The 15908-nt window shown below is 68.4% G+C and carries 11 protein-coding genes; 6 read left to right on the top strand and 5 right to left on the bottom strand.

Annotated elements, in window-relative coordinates; genetic code table 11:
• Position 1 precedes the first annotated feature (1 nt).
• The 3 genes from hemB to hemL are packed head-to-tail and all read left to right on the top strand — an operon-like array spanning position 2 to position 3427.
• A complete protein-coding gene (gene hemB / locus ARGLB_RS17595) occupies positions 2-982 on the top strand; it encodes a porphobilinogen synthase (protein WP_003805070.1) in 981 nt (326 codons plus the stop codon).
• Complete coding sequence (locus ARGLB_RS17590) at positions 982-2082, top strand: LLM class flavin-dependent oxidoreductase (protein WP_003805068.1); 1101 nt, start codon at positions 982-984, stop codon at positions 2080-2082. The genes hemB and ARGLB_RS17590 overlap by 1 nt, the downstream gene beginning before the upstream one ends.
• A gap of 13 nt (positions 2083-2095) precedes the next feature.
• Positions 2096-3427, top strand: a complete 1332-nt coding sequence (gene hemL / locus ARGLB_RS17585) for a glutamate-1-semialdehyde 2,1-aminomutase (RefSeq protein ID WP_003805066.1) — start codon at positions 2096-2098, stop codon at positions 3425-3427.
• A 113-nt stretch (positions 3428-3540) separates the two neighbouring features.
• On the opposite strand, the gene ARGLB_RS17580 is transcribed toward hemL, so the two are convergent.
• From ARGLB_RS17580 to ARGLB_RS17565, 4 genes are all read right to left on the bottom strand, one after another.
• Entirely contained in the window at positions 3541-4278 is a 738-nt protein-coding gene (locus tag ARGLB_RS17580; RefSeq protein WP_003805063.1) for an amino acid ABC transporter ATP-binding protein, read from the bottom strand.
• Positions 4275-5039 (bottom strand): amino acid ABC transporter permease, encoded by a 765-nt coding sequence (locus ARGLB_RS17575; RefSeq protein WP_003805061.1) that lies wholly within the window; start codon positions 5037-5039, stop codon positions 4275-4277. Before ARGLB_RS17575 ends, ARGLB_RS17580 begins: the two co-directional genes overlap by 4 nt.
• Before the next feature lie 18 nt (positions 5040-5057).
• A complete protein-coding gene (locus ARGLB_RS17570) occupies positions 5058-6008 on the bottom strand; it encodes an ABC transporter substrate-binding protein (protein ID WP_003805060.1) in 951 nt (316 codons plus the stop codon).
• Between the two features lie 285 nt (positions 6009-6293).
• Positions 6294-7004, bottom strand: a complete 711-nt coding sequence (locus ARGLB_RS17565) for a 3'-5' exonuclease (RefSeq protein WP_003805058.1) — start codon at positions 7002-7004, stop codon at positions 6294-6296.
• 129 nt (positions 7005-7133) lie between these two features.
• On the opposite strand from ARGLB_RS17565, the gene ARGLB_RS17560 reads away from it, so the two are divergent.
• The 3 genes from ARGLB_RS17560 (at position 7134) to ARGLB_RS17550 (ending at position 14436) form a co-directional block, all read left to right on the top strand.
• On the top strand, positions 7134-7550 hold the full coding sequence (locus ARGLB_RS17560; protein ID WP_003805056.1) for an MGMT family protein: 417 nt from the start codon (positions 7134-7136) through the stop codon (positions 7548-7550).
• A 125-nt stretch (positions 7551-7675) separates the two neighbouring features.
• Positions 7676-10966: an ATP-dependent helicase gene (locus ARGLB_RS17555; protein WP_245531565.1), complete on the top strand. Its 3291-nt coding sequence runs from the start codon at positions 7676-7678 to the stop codon at positions 10964-10966.
• On the top strand, positions 10963-14436 hold the full coding sequence (locus tag ARGLB_RS17550; RefSeq protein WP_003805053.1) for an ATP-dependent helicase: 3474 nt from the start codon (positions 10963-10965) through the stop codon (positions 14434-14436). Before ARGLB_RS17555 ends, ARGLB_RS17550 begins: the two co-directional genes overlap by 4 nt.
• A 29-nt stretch (positions 14437-14465) precedes the next feature.
• Here the strand turns inward: ARGLB_RS17550 and ARGLB_RS17545 are convergent, their stop codons facing one another.
• A complete protein-coding gene (locus ARGLB_RS17545) occupies positions 14466-15779 on the bottom strand; it encodes a macrolide 2'-phosphotransferase (protein ID WP_043419596.1) in 1314 nt (437 codons plus the stop codon).
• Between the last annotated feature and the right edge of the window lie 129 nt (positions 15780-15908).

The raw sequence follows: 15908 nt of genomic DNA, 5'->3' as shown, positions 1-15908 counted from the left end.
CATGAGCTTTCCGCACCACCGACCCCGGCGGCTCCGCACCACCCCCGCCATGCGCAGGCTCACGGCTGAGCACCGGCTTGCCCCGGCAGACCTGATCCTTCCCGCGTTCATCCGCGAGGGGCTCTCAGAGCCCAACCCGATCGCCTCCATGCCGGGCGTCGTGCAGCACACCACCGACACCCTGAAGCGAGCGGCGGCCGAAGCCGTGGAACTGGGCGTCGGCGGCATCATGCTGTTCGGCATTCCCGAGACCAGGGACGCCGAGGGAACGGCGTCCCTGGACCCGGACGGGGTGCTTAACAAGGCCATCCGCGACGTGCGCGCGGAGGTGGGGGACAGCCTCGTGGTGATGAGCGACGTCTGCCTGGACGAATTCACCGACCACGGCCACTGCGGCGTCCTCGACAGCGACGGCTACGTCGACAACGACGCCACGCTGGAGATCTACGCGAAGATGGCGGTGGCCCAGGCCGACGCCGGCGCCCATGTGCTGGGCCCGTCCGGAATGATGGACGGACAGATCGGCGTGATCCGCCAGTCCCTCGAGGACGCCGGCCACGTAAACACCGCCGTGGTGGCCTACGCCGCAAAGTACGCCTCGGCGTTCTACGGCCCGTTCCGGGAAGCGGTGGACTCACAGCTGAAGGGCGACCGCAGGACCTACCAGATGGACGCCGCCAACCGCCGGGAGGCTATCCAGGAGGTGGAACTCGACCTCGCCGAGGGTGCAGACATGGTGATGGTCAAGCCGGCCATGAGCTACCTCGACATCCTGGCCGACGTCGCCGCGATGAGCCCCGTACCGGTCGCCGCCTACCAGATCTCGGGCGAGTACGCCATGATCGAGGCCGCCGCTGCCAACGGCTGGATCGACCGGCGGGCGGCCATCACCGAATCGGTCCTCGGCATCCGCCGCGCCGGGGCCAACGTGGTCCTCACATACTGGGCCAGCGAGATCGCCGGCTGGCTCAAGGAATCCTGATGGCGGAGCCGGCCCCGGGCCAGACCACAGCACCGACCGCGCCGGTGGGTCCCGGAAAGATCCTGCTGGGCCTGAACACCTTCGGGGACGTCGGGGTGGACGGTGAGGGTCAACCGAAGCCGCATGCCGTGGTGCTGCGGGAGCTGCTGGACCAGGCGGTCCTGGCTGACGCCGTCGGCCTCCACGCCTTCGGCGTGGGGGAGCACCACCGCCGCGACTTTGCGGTCTCGGCCCCCGAGGTGTTCCTGGCAGCCGCCGCGGCCAGGACCGCCAGGATCCGGCTCGGTTCGGCCGTGACCGTCCTCAGTTCCGATGACCCCATCCGCGTGTTCCAGCGATTCTCCACGGTGGACGCCCTCTCCGGCGGCCGCGCCGAGGTGATGCTGGGCCGCGGCTCGTTCATCGAGTCCTTTCCGCTGTTCGGCCTGGACCTTGCGGACTACGAGGTGCTGTTCGAGGAGAAGCTCGAACTCTTCGACAGGGTGCGGGCCCAAAAGCCGGTCCACTGGGAGGGGCGCACCCGGCCAGCACTGGCCGGGCTGAGTGTCTACCCGCCGCTGGAGCACCACCTGCTGCCTGCCTGGATCGGCGTGGGCGGCACCCCGGAGTCCGTCCTGCGGTGCGCGGAATACGGCTACCCGATCATCTTCGCCATCATCGGCGGCCAGCCCCGGGCGTTCGCCCCGCTGGTAGACCTGTACCGCGAGGGGATGGCCAAGTACGGCCATCCCCTGCAGCAAATCGCCACCCACTCGCCCGGCCACATAGCTGAAACCGACGAGGCGGCCCGCGAGGAGCTGTTTCCGCACTGGCTCGACCAGCGGAACAGGATCGGGGCCGAGCGCGGCTGGGGCCCGGGAAACCGGCGGGAATTCGACGCCATGTGCGGTCCCGAGGGCGCCCTGTACGTCGGCTCGCCTGAGACGGTGGCGCAGAAGATTGCCCTGCTCAAGCGGAACCTCGGCGTCGACCGCTTCGACCTGAAATACGGCAACGGCACGCTGCCGCACGAATCCATGATGCGCTGCATCGAACTCTTCGGCACCGTGGTGGCACCCCGGGTGGCCGAGCTCCTGTCCGGTGACACTCCCGCAGACTGAAAGAATGGGAACCATGACTTCCAGTACCCCTCGCAATGAGGAACTTTTCGACCGCGCCCGCCAGCTGATGCCCGGCGGCGTGAATTCCCCGGTCCGCGCCTTCGGATCCGTCGGCGGCACGCCCCGCTTCATGGTCGCGGCCAAGGGCGCGTACCTGACCGACGCCGACGGCAAGGACTACGTGGACCTGGTCTGCTCCTGGGGCCCGGCCCTGCTGGGGCACGCCCACCCGGCCGTCCTGGACGCCGTGCACGCTGCCGTGGACCGCGGCCTTTCCTTCGGTGCCTCGACCCCCGACGAGGCCAACCTCGCGGCCATCGTCAAGGAACGCGTTTCCGCCGTCGAACGGCTGCGGATGGTTTCCACCGGCACCGAAGCCACCATGACGGCGATCCGGCTTGCCCGGGGCTTCACCGGCCGCAACCTGGTGATCAAGTTTGCCGGCTGCTACCACGGGCACCTCGACGGGCTGCTCGCGTCCGCCGGCTCCGGCGTTGCCACCCTGGCCCTCCCCGGCTCCGCAGGCGTCACGGCCGCCACCGCCGCCGAAACCCTGGTACTGCCGTACAACGACCTAGGCGCCGTTGAGGCAGCCTTCGCCGAGCACGGGCCCAACATCGCCGCCGTCATCACCGAGGCGGCGCCCGCCAACATGGGCGTGGTCACCCCCGGCGAAGGCTTCAATGCCGGCCTCTCCCGGATCACCGCAGCCCACGGCGCGCTGCTGATCGTCGACGAGGTCCTGACCGGCTTCCGCACCGGCTACTCGGGCTACTGGGGCCTCACCGGCGGCGCCGCCGACGCCACCGAGAAGTGGACCCCCGACCTTCTGACGTTCGGCAAAGTGATCGGCGGCGGCATGCCGACGGCGGCCCTCGGCGGCCGGGCCGACATCATGGACTACCTGGCGCCGCTCGGTCCCGTCTACCAGGCCGGCACGCTGTCCGGGAACCCGGTGGCCATGGCCGCCGGCGTCGCCACCCTGACGCACGCCACGCCCGAGGTGTATTCGTTTATCGACGCCCGCTCGCTGGAGCTTTCCGCTGCTCTGTCCTCGGAGCTGGACGCAGCCGGCGTGGACCACTCCATCCAGCGCGCCGGCAACCTGTTCTCGGTGGCCTTCGGCACGTCCGAACAGGGGGTCCACAACTACAGCGACGCACTGAAGCAGGAGTCGTTCCGCTACGCGCCTTTCTTCCACTCCATGCTGGATTCGGGCGTCTACCTGCCGCCGTCCGTCTTCGAGGCCTGGTTCCTGTCCGCGGCGCACGACGACACCGCCATGAACCGGATCTTCGAGGCACTGCCTGCCGCAGCGAAGGCGGCCGCCGCAGCGAAGGCCTAACCCGCCGTCGATGCCGCCCGCCGTCGGGCTTTCCTTCCGACAAAAAAACTCTGGCACCCGCCGCGGCGGGTGCCAGAGTTTTTTGCAGTTGGTGATCCGGCCCAGGCGTCTGCCTAGAGGACGTCCGAGAGGAAGCCCTGCAGCCGCTCCGTCTGCGGGTTTTCAAACACCTGTCCGGGCGGGCCCGACTCCACCACCACACCGCCGTCCATGAAGGTCACGGTGTCCGAGACGTTGCGTGAGAAGCCCATTTCGTGGGTCACCACCACCATGGTCATGCCGCCCTTCGCGAGGTCCGCCATGAGGGCCAGGACCCCCTTGACCAGCTCGGGGTCGAGGGCCGAGGTGGCCTCGTCGAAGAACATGACCTCAGGTTTCATGGCAAGGGCGCGCGCGATGGCCACCCGCTGCTGCTGACCGCCCGAGAGGGTGGCAGGGCGGACATCGGCCTTGTGCCTGAGCCCGACGAGGTCGAGCTGCTCGAGGGCTTCCTCGCGTGCCTGCTCCTTGGGCAGTTTCCGCAGCTTGCGCAGGGCGAACGCGACGTTCTCTCCCACGCTCTTGTGCGGGAACAGGTTGAACTGCTGGAAAACCATGCCGATCCGGCGCCGCAGCTCATCCGGGTTGTCCTTCAGGACTGACTTGCCGTCCAGGAGGATGTCCCCGGCATCCGGTTCGATCAGGCGGTTCATCACGCGCAGAAGGGTCGACTTTCCGGAGCCGGACGGGCCGATCACCGAGGCAGTGGTGCCGGCCGGGACGCTCAGGTCGATGCCGCGGAGGACCTTGTTGTGCCCGAAGGCGAGATGGACGTTTTTCGCTTCGAGAGAGCCTGAGGTGAACTGGCTCATGCGTGGGCTCCCTTCCCGACGACGGCGGCAGCCTCGTCAGGTTCTTTCTTTTCCGGTTTGCCGGTGCGCAGCCGAGCGTCGATCCAGTTGACGAAGTGGGTCAGCGGAACGGTCATCGCGAGATAGAACACGGCGGCCGCCACGTAGCCGGACAGGTTGCCGCTGCGGGCGGCGGCGTCCTGGCCGATCTGGAACAGCTCCCGCTCGGAGGCCAGGAGCCCCAGGGTGAAGACCAGCGACGATTCCTTGATCAGCGCGATGAACTGGTTCACCAGCGCCGGGAGCACGCGCCGGATGCCCTGCGGCACGACGACCATGCGCAGCGAGGGGCCGTAGCCGAAGCCCAAGGCGCGGGCGGCCTCAAGCTGGCCTTTGTCGACGCTCTGGATGCCGGAACGGAAGATCTCCCCGATGTAGGCGCTGGACATGAGCGAGAGCGCGGCGATGCCCATGGGGTAAGGGCTGGCGATGCCCGTCAGCTCGCGGAAGATGGGCCCGAAGCCGAGCCCGATGACGAGGATGGTGAGAACCGCCGGGAGTCCACGGAACACGTCCGTGTACACCCGGGCGGCCCACCGCGCCACAGGATTGCGCGAGATGCCCATGAGGGCCAGCACCATGCCGACCACGCAGCCGATGATGCCCGAGACGATTGCGAGGACGAGGGTGTTGGGCAGACCGACCGAGAACATGGCCGGGAGTACCTCGGCGATGGCCTTCCAGTCGAGGAAGGTCTCGGCGAGCCTGTTCAGATAATCCATGTGGCGCCTGTCAGTCGGTTACTTCGTGGGGACCTGGACGGCCTTGCTGCCCGGCTTCCAGCCCTCAGGAGTCTGTTCCTTGATGGTCGGGCGGTCCGTGTACCACTGGGTGGTGAGCTTGGTCCACGTGCCGTCGGCGATTACGGCGTCAAGCGCCGAGTTGAGCGCGTCAGTGAGGGGCTGGTTGTCCTTGGCCACGGCGTACGCCGTGAAGTTCTGGGTGTTGACCTTCTTCTCGGCGATCTTCGTGCCGTCGCCCGACTTGACCTGGCCCTCGGCCTGCTGGGAAGGGGCAACCCAGGCGTCGATCTGGCCGCTCTTCACGTTCGCGTAGACCGTGTTGTAGTCCGGGAAACGGACCGGCTCGAGCTTCAGCGTGTTCGTGACGAAGTCGTCCTGGACGGTGCCCTGGACGACGCCGATGCGTACGCCCTGCTTCAGGTCATCGAAGGACTTCACCTTCGCGTCATCCTTGGTCACGATCGCCATGTAGCCGAAGTCGTAGCCGTTGGTGAAGGCCACGGTCTCGCGGCGGGCGTCCGTGGTGGAGATGGAGGAAGAGCCGACGTCGAACTGCTTGTTCTTCACCTGTGCCAGCAGTCCCTGGAACTTGGTCGACGCGAACTCCACCTTGAGGCCGAGCTTGGCCGCCATGGCCTTCAGGAGTTCGTTGTCGTACCCCGTGAAGTTTCCGTCCTTATCGATGAAGATGTTAGGCGGCGCATCGGAGAGGGTGCCGACCTTGAGGGTGCCGGGAGTGATCAGGCCAAGCTTGGACTTGTCGATCTTGTCCAGAGCGGTGACATCCTTGGTGGTGTACTTGTCCAGCGTCTGCTGGTCGCTGCCGGCGAGGGCGTCGGTCGACGTGCCACTGGGAGCAGCGGTGCCTCCACCGCAGGCGGCCAGGGATACGGCCATGACTACGGCCACGGGAACCGTGGACAGCCACTTCAAGGCTTTGATTTTCATCACGCATCACTTTCATTGGGATAATCGGGGTCGGGCAGTCAAGCCGTCTGGGCCGAGATCCGGCCCCGCAGAGGGCGCGCCCGCAAAACTTAATTATCTCACCTGCCGTTAACACGGCCGTTAGGTGGCGTAATGAATGAGCTTAGGCCCTTTTCGCCGAATATAATGCAGATTTTTACTAGCAGGTCGGCCGATAGCAATGACAGAAGTTGCTGTCACAGAATCAGTAAGGCATGGCACGGCGCTGGCGGTGCGAGCCAGTTTTTGTGAGTTGCGTCGCACCGGTCAGAAGCCGCCGCGGCTCGCATCCTCCGGAGGCAGCACGGGCCAGTCACCCTCGATGACGGCGGCGGGCTTGGTCTTGCGGAGGTACTGCTGGAAGTCGGCGGCCTGGCTGACGGCCCAGTCCACCTGAAGCTGATGCAGCTGGCTGGCCGGCATGCTCAGTTTGGGGAATTTTCCGGCCATGGCATCGAGCATGCGCAACGTTGCCAGTGCATCCGCGGCCGATGTGTGGGCGTTTTCGAGCTCCACGCCGTACTCCTCGCACAGGGCGGTCAGCGTCCTCTTGCCCTTGCGGTACCTGTCCACCTGCTTGTTCATGATGTAGGGGTCCAGGACGGGGAACCGGCTCAGCTGCGGCACGCCGTAGCGGGCAGACTCGGCGGCCAGGACAGTGAAGTCGTAGCTGGCGTTGAATGCGATCACCGGAACGCCGTCGTCGAAAAGCCCCTGGAGCACGGCGGCCACTTCCCTGGTGACCTCGGCCGCAGGCCGGCCGTGGCTGCGGGCGTGTTCGGTGGTGATCCCGTGGACATCGCTGGCCTCCGCCGGAATCTCAACCCCCGGATCGGCCAGCCACTCGTGTTCGCGGATCACGCTGCCGGAGCTGTCCACCACGGTGACAGAAGCCGTCACGATCCGGGCGGCACGGGAGTTGCGGCCCGTGGTTTCGAGGTCGAAGGCGGCCCGGGGGAGAGTGTTCCAAGTGCTCATGGCTCCAAATTACCCGGAGCCACCGACAGTAATGGTGCTTGCCCTGCGCGTGTCCGGCATGGTGTGGGAAGACGCACACGGCGCCCGTCCTGACCGCTGGTGATGCGTGCCGGCCGATAGTCTGAAGGCATGCGGGCGGAGTATGTGGAGGCGGTTTTGGCGGTGGTTGACCTCATCCCGGCCGGCTCGGCAGTGGCTTATGGCGACGTCGCTGAGCTCCTTGGCACCGGAGGACCGCGGCAGGTGGGGTCCGTGCTGAGCCATTACGGCAGCGGCGTCCCATGGTGGCGGGTGCTGCGGGCCAGCGGACTGGCCCCCGACGGCCATGAGTCCCAGGCCCTCGAGTTCTACCTGCAGGAGGGCACGCCCCTGCGCGGGGACTATCGCGGGTTTGCGAGGACGGGCGAGGGACGGTGGCGGGTGGATCTGACCGCCGCGCGGTGGGCGCCGTCCGACGCCGATTTTGACGCCTTGGACGGGATCGCCGAGCGGCTGGAAGCGTCGCTGCGCAAATTGTCAGTGCCGGATGATGGAATGTCCGTGTGACCGCAACAGTCGACCAGACCTCCGCCTATCCCGCATCCGCACTCACTTCGGAACGGGACCACGAAGGCTCAGTCTCCGCCGCCCCCTTCCCCTCCACAGGTCTTCGTTTGCTGCCCCCTCGGCAGGTGCACTCCCGCGTTCCAGTGCTCACTGCGGACCAGCTGGCCGCCGTCGAAGTGCCCGGGGGAACCGGCCCCGTACTGGTCCCCGGAGCGCCCGGAACCGGAAAATCCACCGTGCTCATCGAGGCGGCAATCCGCCGGGTGGAGACGGAAGGGGTGGACCCCGAACGAATCCTCATCCTCGCGCCGGGACGGCTTGCCGCGGACACCCTCCGGGACCGCTTTACCGCCCGGCTGAACCGCAGCCTGAGCACCACGCCGGCCCGCACCTGGGCCGCGTATGCCTTCGACCTCATCCGCCGCGCCAGGGCGGAAGGGCTCCTGCCGCTGTCGAAGGCCCCGAGGCTCCTGTCAGGCCCCGAGCAGGACCTCATCATCAAGGAACTGCTGGAGGGCCACGCCCTGCCGGGCCTCGGGCTGCCCTGGCCCGATGACCTCACGGCAGCCCTGCCCACGCGCGGGTTCCGGCACGAGGTCCGCCAGCTCTTTGACCGCATTACCGAGACGGGCCGCACCGCCGAGGACCTCGCGGGCCTGGGCCACGCCTGCGGACGGCCGGACTGGATTGCCGCTGCGGCACTGTACGCCGAGTACCGCGATGTCCTCGACCTGCGCATGCCGGAGGCGTTCGACCCCGCGGGCATCATCACCGCCGCCCGCCAGCTCTTTCAGGATTTCCCCGGCTTCCTGGCGGCGGAACGCGACCGTCTCCAGCTGATTCTTGTGGACGACATCCAGGAGGCCAACCCCGCCGTCTTCGAACTCCTGGCCGATGTGGCCGCCGGCAAGGATGTCTACGTGACGTCCGCGCCGGACACGGTGGTGCAGGGGTTCCGCGGGGCCCGGCCGGACCTCGTGGCCGAGCTCCCTGGCCTGCTGGGCGGCGAGGAACGGGCGGTCGTTGAGAAGCCGCTGTCCCACGCCCACCGCCACCAGCCGGCGGTGGCCCGGGCCTGGCTGGGGGTCGCGGATAGGATCTCCCTCCGGTCCGGCGGCCAGCTCGCCCGCCGTCTGGACCCGGTTTGCTCCGTTCCTGCTGAAGCCGGGGGGTCCGCTGACACGGCTTCGGGTGACTGTGCCACCGGTGACACGGTATCGGGCGACACAGCCCAGCCGGCAGGCGGCACCGTGGAAGCGCACCTTCTGCCGTCGGCCGTGCATGAGTTGCGGTACGTCGCCCAAAGGATCCTCGAAGCGCACCTGAGGGACGGGCGGCCGCTCGAAGACATCGCCGTCATTGTCCGGAACGGCGGCCAGCTGAGCCAGCTGCAGCGCTACCTCGCCGGCCAGGGAATCCCGGTGCGGATTCCGGTGGCCGAAGCCGCCGTGCGCGATGAGGTGGCAGTCCGTCCGCTGCTCGACGCCTACGCGGTGGCCCTGGATCCCGCGGTCCTCACGCCGGAATCGGCGGTGTCGCTGCTGACATCCAGGGTCGGCGGTGCGACGTCCCTGGAACTGCGCCGCCTCCGCCAGTCGCTCCGGCGGGAGGAGCTGCTGGGCGGCGGCGGACGGTCCAGCGACTCCCTGCTCGTGGAGGCGCTGCTTGAGCCCGGCGCGCTCGGCTCCCTGGGGATCGAGGGCCGGTCGGCGCGAAGGGTCGCGCGGATGATCCAGGCCGGGCGGAAGGCCGCCGCCGAACCCGGCGCCAACGCCGAGACAGTGCTGTGGGCGCTCTGGCACTCCACCGGGCTCGCGGCGGCATGGACGTCCGCTGCCCTGGCTGGCGGACTCGTCGGAGCGCGGGCGGACCGGGACCTGGACGCCATGATGGCGCTGTTCCACACAGCCGAGCGCTATGTGGACCAGATGCCCGGTTCCGGTCCGGAACAGTTCCTCGAATACCTGCTGAACCAGGAACTGCCCATGGACACCCTGGCGGCGCAAGCCCAGGTAGACGATGCCGTGGAACTGATGACTCCCGCCAGCGCCGCCGGCCGGGAATGGCCGTTCGTCATCGTCGCCGGCCTGCAGGAAGGCGTCTGGCCCAACACCCGCCTCCGCGGCGAGCTCCTGGGCAGCACATTGTTCGCGGACGCCGTCGAGCACGGCGTGGAGTATGCGCTCCAGCTTGGCCCGCTGAGCCGGCTGCGGGAAATCCGCTACGACGAACTCCGCAGCTTTTCCACGGCGGTGTCCCGGGCCAAGGACGTGCTGCTGTGCACCGCCGTGTCGTCGGAGGACGAACAGCCGTCGTCCTTTCTGGACTACGTCGCGCCGCTGCTGCCAGGGGAGGAGGGGCGGGGCTATACCCCCGTGGAAAGGCCCCTGACGCTGCGTGCACTGGTGGCCGAACTCCGCCAGTACGCCCAGCTGGACGGCAGGCTGGCCGCCGAGGCCGGCGAAGCCGTGCGTGTCCTGGCCCGCCTTGCCACGGCCGAGCCGCCTGTTCCCGGAGCCCATCCGGACACCTGGTGGGGGCTGGCCCCGCTGACGTCCGTGGACAGGGTAGTCCCGCCGGGCGGCACGGTCTTCGTTTCGCCGTCCAAGGTGGAGTCGGTGCAGAAATCCCCGCTGGACTGGTTCATCCAGGCCGCGGGCGGCGAAGCGGCCACGGACTTCGCCCGCAGCCTGGGCACCCTGGTGCACGCCATCGCCCAGGACCTCCCCGATGCCAGCGGAACTGAATACCTCGCCGAACTTGTCCGGCGTTGGCCGTCCCTGGGCATGAAGGACAACTGGGAAGGCAAGCTGGACTTCCGCAGGGCAGAAGCCATGGTCCGGAAGCTGGCGCAGTACATCCTGGTCATGCGCAGCGAGGGCCGGCGCCTGGCCGGGGTCGAGCAGGACTTCGAGGTAACCCTGCCCGAACCCGGTGCTGTTCCCCGAGCGGATGTTCCCACCGATGAGGGTCCCCGGTCGGCTGTCCTGCGCGGGCAGGTGGACCGGCTGGAGATCGACGCCGAGGGGCGGCTGGTGATCGTGGACCTCAAGACGGGCAAACGGCAGCCGGGCAAGGCCGAACTGGGCAGGCACCCGCAGTTGGGCGCCTATCAGGCGGCCGTGCTGGCCGGTGGCTTCGGCGACTCCGAGGCTGCCGGCGCCGAGCCCCGGCCAGGCGGTGCCGTGCTGGCCCAGCTGGGCACAACCACCAAGAGCCCGGGTATCCAGCACCAGGACCCGCTGGACCCGGGCGACAACTGGGCGATGGAAATGGTGAACGACGCCGCCGCGGTGATGTCCGGCCACGAATTCGAGGCAAGGCACGATCCCGCCAAGGCCGGTTTCGGTGGCGTCGGCTGCCGGCTGCCGGAGGTATGTCCGCTGTGTGCGCGGGGAAAGCAGGTTACCGAATGAGCCGGATGGCAGAGCTGCCCGAGCCCAGGTTCAGTCCCGAAGAGCTGTCCGTCCTGCTGGGGGAGAAGAACCTGCCGACGGCGGAACAGTCGGCCATCATTTCCTCGCCGCTGGCGCCCCGGCTGGTCATCGCCGGCGCGGGTTCGGGCAAGACCGCCACCATGGCCGACCGCGTCGTCTGGCTGGTCGCGAACGGCTGGGTCAAGCCGGAGGAAGTCCTCGGTGTCACGTTCACCAGAAAGGCCGCCGGCGAACTGGCCAGCCGCATCCGCGCCAAACTCAGTGCGCTGCAGCGGACGGCCGGCGGTGACGCCGGCGGCGCCGTGGCAGGGGCGCTGCTCAGCGCGGACGCCCTGGAGCCGAAGGTTTCCACCTACCACTCGTTTGCCAGCGGCATCGTCTCCGACTACGGGCTGCGGCTCGGGATCGAGCGGGATGTCGTGCTGCTGGGCGGCGCCCAGGCCTGGCAGTTGGCCAGTGAGGTGGTTGAGGCCTTCGACGGCGAGTATTCCCATTTCAGGGTCGCCAAGTCCACCCTCGTTAAAGCCGTCATCCAGCTCGCGGGGGAGTGCGCGGAGCACCTCCAGGACCCGGACGGTGTGCAGGGCTGGCTGATGCAGCGGCTCGCCGAGTTCGAGGCGCTGCCGTATGTGGCCGGGGCCAAGAAGAACCCCAGCCAGGCCGCCGGCGAACTCGGAGCCATGCTGCGGACACGGGCCAGCGTGGCGGAGCTCGTGGGACGGTACGCGGAAGCCAAGAGGGCGCGCGGGGCGCTGGACTTCGGCGACCTCGTGGCGCTCGCGGCCCGCGTGGCCCGCGAGGTGCCCCTGGCCGCCGAGATGGAACGGCAGCGCTACAAGGTGGTGCTGCTGGACGAATTCCAGGACACCTCACACGCCCAGCTGGTGCTGTTCTCCAGGCTCTTCGGGGATGGCCACGCCGTCACCGCCGTCGGTGATCCGAACCAGTCCATCTACGGCTTCCGCGGGGCATCCGCCGGACAGCTGTTCCACTTTGTCAATGAGTTTCCGGTCTGCGTCGAGGACGGCCAGACAGGGACGGCGTCCCGGCGTCCTGCCCCTGTTTCGTACCTGACCACCGCCTGGCGGAACGGCCGCAACATCCTTGCCGCCGCCAACCTCATTGCGGCTCCGCTTAGCGCCGCCGCGGCGCAGGCCGGACCCGCCGGGCAGCGGTCTTCCAGCGCGAACGTGGAGGTGCCCGCGCTGCGGCCGAGCCCGGCCGCGGTGCAGGGCCGCGTGGTGATGGGTCGTTTTGCCACGGATGAAGATGAAGCAGCGGCGATCGCCAAGGATCTCCTGAAGTTCCGGGTCACGGATTTCGACGGTTCTTCCCAGGAACCGCGCGTCCAGCCTGCCATGGCCGTCCTGTGCCGCAGGCGCGCGCAGATGGAGTGCCTGCGCAGGGAGTTCGAGGCCACGGGGATCCCGTATGAAATTGTGGGCCTGGGAGGGCTGCTGGACACTCCCGAAATCGTGGATCTGGTCTCCACGCTGCGGGTCCTGGCCGATCCGGGCCGGTCGGATTCGCTGATGCGGCTACTGGCCGGCGCCCGGTGGAGGATTGGCCCCGCCGACCTCATGGCGTTCCGGGACTGGTCCGCGTTTCTGGCCAGGCGCCGCGGCATGGTTGATAACGGCCGCGACATGGTCGACAACGGCGGCGGGCTGGGTGTGAATGATCCGTCGGGTGACGCGGACCAGGAAACCCCGGACGTCCTTATCGAGGGCGACATCACCGACGCCGCCAGCCTCGTCGAAGCCTTGGACTGGCTTCCCAAGGAGGGCTGGACGTCCGCGCACGGCCGCAGCCTGACCCCTCCTGCCCGCGAACGGCTGCAGCGGCTGGGCACCGAGCTGCGGCAGCTTCGGGCGCTGATGGGGGAGGACCTGACCACCCTGCTGGGCGAGGTGGAACGGGCCATGCTGCTGGACATCGAGGTTGCCGCGAGGCCCGGATTCAGCATTCACCAGGCGCGGCGGAACCTGGATGCGTTCCAGGATGCGGCCGCCGGGTTCGTGCAGACATCGCACCGGGTGGACGTCCTGGCCTTCCTTTCATGGCTGGAGGCGGCAGCATCTGAGGAGGGCGGCCTGGATGTGCCGCCCGCCGACGTCAACCACGAGGCCGTGCAGCTGCTGACGGTGCACGCCTCCAAGGGTCTCGAATGGGATGTCGTGTTCGTGCCGGGCCTGAACTCTGGCGCGTTCCCCAGCAGCCGTGACTCGAGGTGGAGCAGCGGTTCCGCGGCCCTGCCCTGGCCCCTCCGGGGCGACCGTGCCGATCTTCCGCAGTGGGATCTGGACCAGCCCGACCAGAAGGGGTGGCTGGACGCCGAGAAGGTGTTCAAGGGAGACGTTCAGGCCCACGGCGAGGCCGAGGAACGGAGGCTGGCCTACGTTGCCTACACCCGTGCCAAGCACGTGCTCTGGGTTTCCAGCGGAGCGTGGGTCGGCGGGCGCGGCGGGATGGCAGAGATGTCGCCGTTCCTTGCTGAGCTGGCGCCGCTGGCAGACCAGGGGACTGCGCAAATCCACCCTGGCTCCGTCGACGAGGAATCCCTGCCCCAGGAAAGTCCCCTGACCCGGGAGCTGGAGGTGGCTTCTTGGCCGTATGACCCGCTGGAAGGTCCTGTGGACCCCCGCAGCGGCAACCGGCTCCGGCTCGTACCGGGACGGCGGGCGGCCATGGACCGTGCAGCGGAACGGCTGCTCACCGAGATCGCCGCTGTCGAAGCCGGTGCTCCGGGGCTCCCGGAGGGCACGGGGCTCCGTGCCCAGGCTGCGGGCTGGGAACGCGAAGCTGCCCTCCTTCTCGAACGCCGTGCCAGGCGCGCCCGCAGCCGCGACGTGCATCTGCCCGGGCATATCTCAGCGTCCACGCTGGTGGACCTGGGGGAGGACGCCGAGGCTGTGGTCCAGCGGCTCAGGAGGCCTGTACCGCGCGAACCGGGCATGTCGGCGCGCAAGGGCACCGCCTTCCATGCCTGGGTGGAAGAGTACTTTGGAACGGCAGGAATGCTGGATCTCGGCGAAGCGCCCGGCTCTGATAACCACATTGATGAGGCGTACGGCCTTGACGACATGGTGGCTACCTTCAAGGACTCCCGGTGGGCGCACAGATCGCCTGCTTATGTGGAGGTCCCCGTGGAGACCCGGATCGGCGACGTCGTCGTCCGTGGCCGCATCGACGCGGTGTTCCGGGACGCCGACGGCGGCTGGGACCTCGTGGACTGGAAGACCGGCCGGCGGCCGTCCGCGGGGCAGCTGAAGACCAAGAGCGTCCAACTGGCTGTCTACCGGCTGGCCTGGGCCCGGCTCAAGGGCGTGCCGCTGGACGAGGTCCGGGCTGCCTTTTTCTACGTAGCGGACAACCACGTCGTGCGCCCCCACGACCTGGCGTCAGGCGCCGAACTGGAAGGGATCGTGGCCGCCGCCCTCGCGAACTAGGAAGCCCGCCCGCTGGCAAGACCTACGGGTTAGGTCGTCTTGGCGTCGACCACCGTGAGGGCGACGGTGGACGTGTCGGCGCCTGAGGGCTTCGCGGCCGGGGCATCCTCCTGTGCCCTGTCCTGTGTCCCGTCCGCTCCGGCTTCGTCGGATGCGCCAGCGTCGTCCGCCGCGCCCTGCGGCGCGTCCTGCCCTGACGGCTGGTCTGCGTTCTCCCCGGAGTCCTCCGCGTCGGCCGGGATGGGCGCCACCTCGACCGGAAGGGGCTTCACGTCAACCGGGATTGGCGTGACGTGCACGGCGGGCATGGCCTCGGAAATGTCGGTGGCTGCGGAGGCGTCAACGAGGCCGGGTGAAGCCGGTGCCTGGCCGGTTGGCGGGGAGTCGGGCTGGGCCGGCGGCAGCGGTTCCACGCTGATGGGCTGGCCGCCGTATTCGGCGATGTCGTCGGCCAGCGTGGAAAGCATGCCTTCGGCCTCGGCGACCATGTCGGCGTCGGCTGCTGCGATGCCCTTGACGAGGTACTGGGCCAGCGCAAACTCAGCCGATAGCGCGGCCCGGCGCAGCAGGTGGTTGTCCGGCGCGTCACGGCGCTTTGCGGTGTAGTGCTTGACCACGGAGTCGACGAATTCGTGCTCGTTGGATGCCACGAGCCAGGCGAGGTCGTCGGCGGGGTCGCCGATCCGCAGGTCGGTCCAGCCGGTGACGGCAGTGACGCGGTGGTCCTCGACCAGCAGGTTGTCCTCGTGCAGGTCACCATGCACCACGCAGGGGTTGAACCGCCACAGTGAGACGTCTTCCATGGCGTGCTCCCAGCGGCGGAGCAGGAGCGCCGGAATCTTGCCTGTGGTCGCGGCCTGGTCGAGTTCGTTGAGCCTGCGCTGGCGAAACTCGTTCGGCGTGTAACTGGGCAGGTCGGCGTTGCTCACCAGCGTCCGGGGCAGGTCGTGAATGGCCGCCAGCGCCGTTCCGATCTCCTTCGCCAGCTCCTGCGGACCGGCTGTCAGCTCTTCGACGGCGCGCGTGGCGCCATGCAGGTGGGAGTACACGAAGGTGGTCAGGTTCTGCTGCCGGACGGTGCCGGCCACGGTCGGCATGAGAAACGGCAGTTCGGCCCGGATGGCGGGCGCGAAAGCGCGCAGAACCAGGAACTCGGTCTCCAGCCTGGTGCTTGCTTCGGCGTGCCGGGGCGAGCGGACGCGCCAGCGCTTGCCTTCGGCATCAAGAAGGAGGGCCGAATCAAAGTCTGCCGGGTCATCCGGGGCAGAGCTCACAGCGGTCGGGCTCAGTCCGGGGACTGCCGCGGTGGCCACAGCTGCCAGTTCGATTGGTTCTCTTCTCACGGTTCCACGGTAGATTGAGCGGCGTCCAAGACAATGATGTGTCGCGGCGAGTCTTGAGATCCGCCCAAATATGGATGCCCCGGGGCAAGCGGAGACGCACGGTCCGGGCCTCCCGGTGCCCTCCCGAAA

The sequence above is a fragment of the Arthrobacter globiformis NBRC 12137 genome, assembly GCF_000238915.1.
GTDB lineage: Bacteria > Actinomycetota > Actinomycetes > Actinomycetales > Micrococcaceae > Arthrobacter > Arthrobacter globiformis.
The sequence above is the reverse complement of the archived record's forward strand: the minus strand, read 5'-3'. Positions and strand labels throughout refer to the sequence as shown.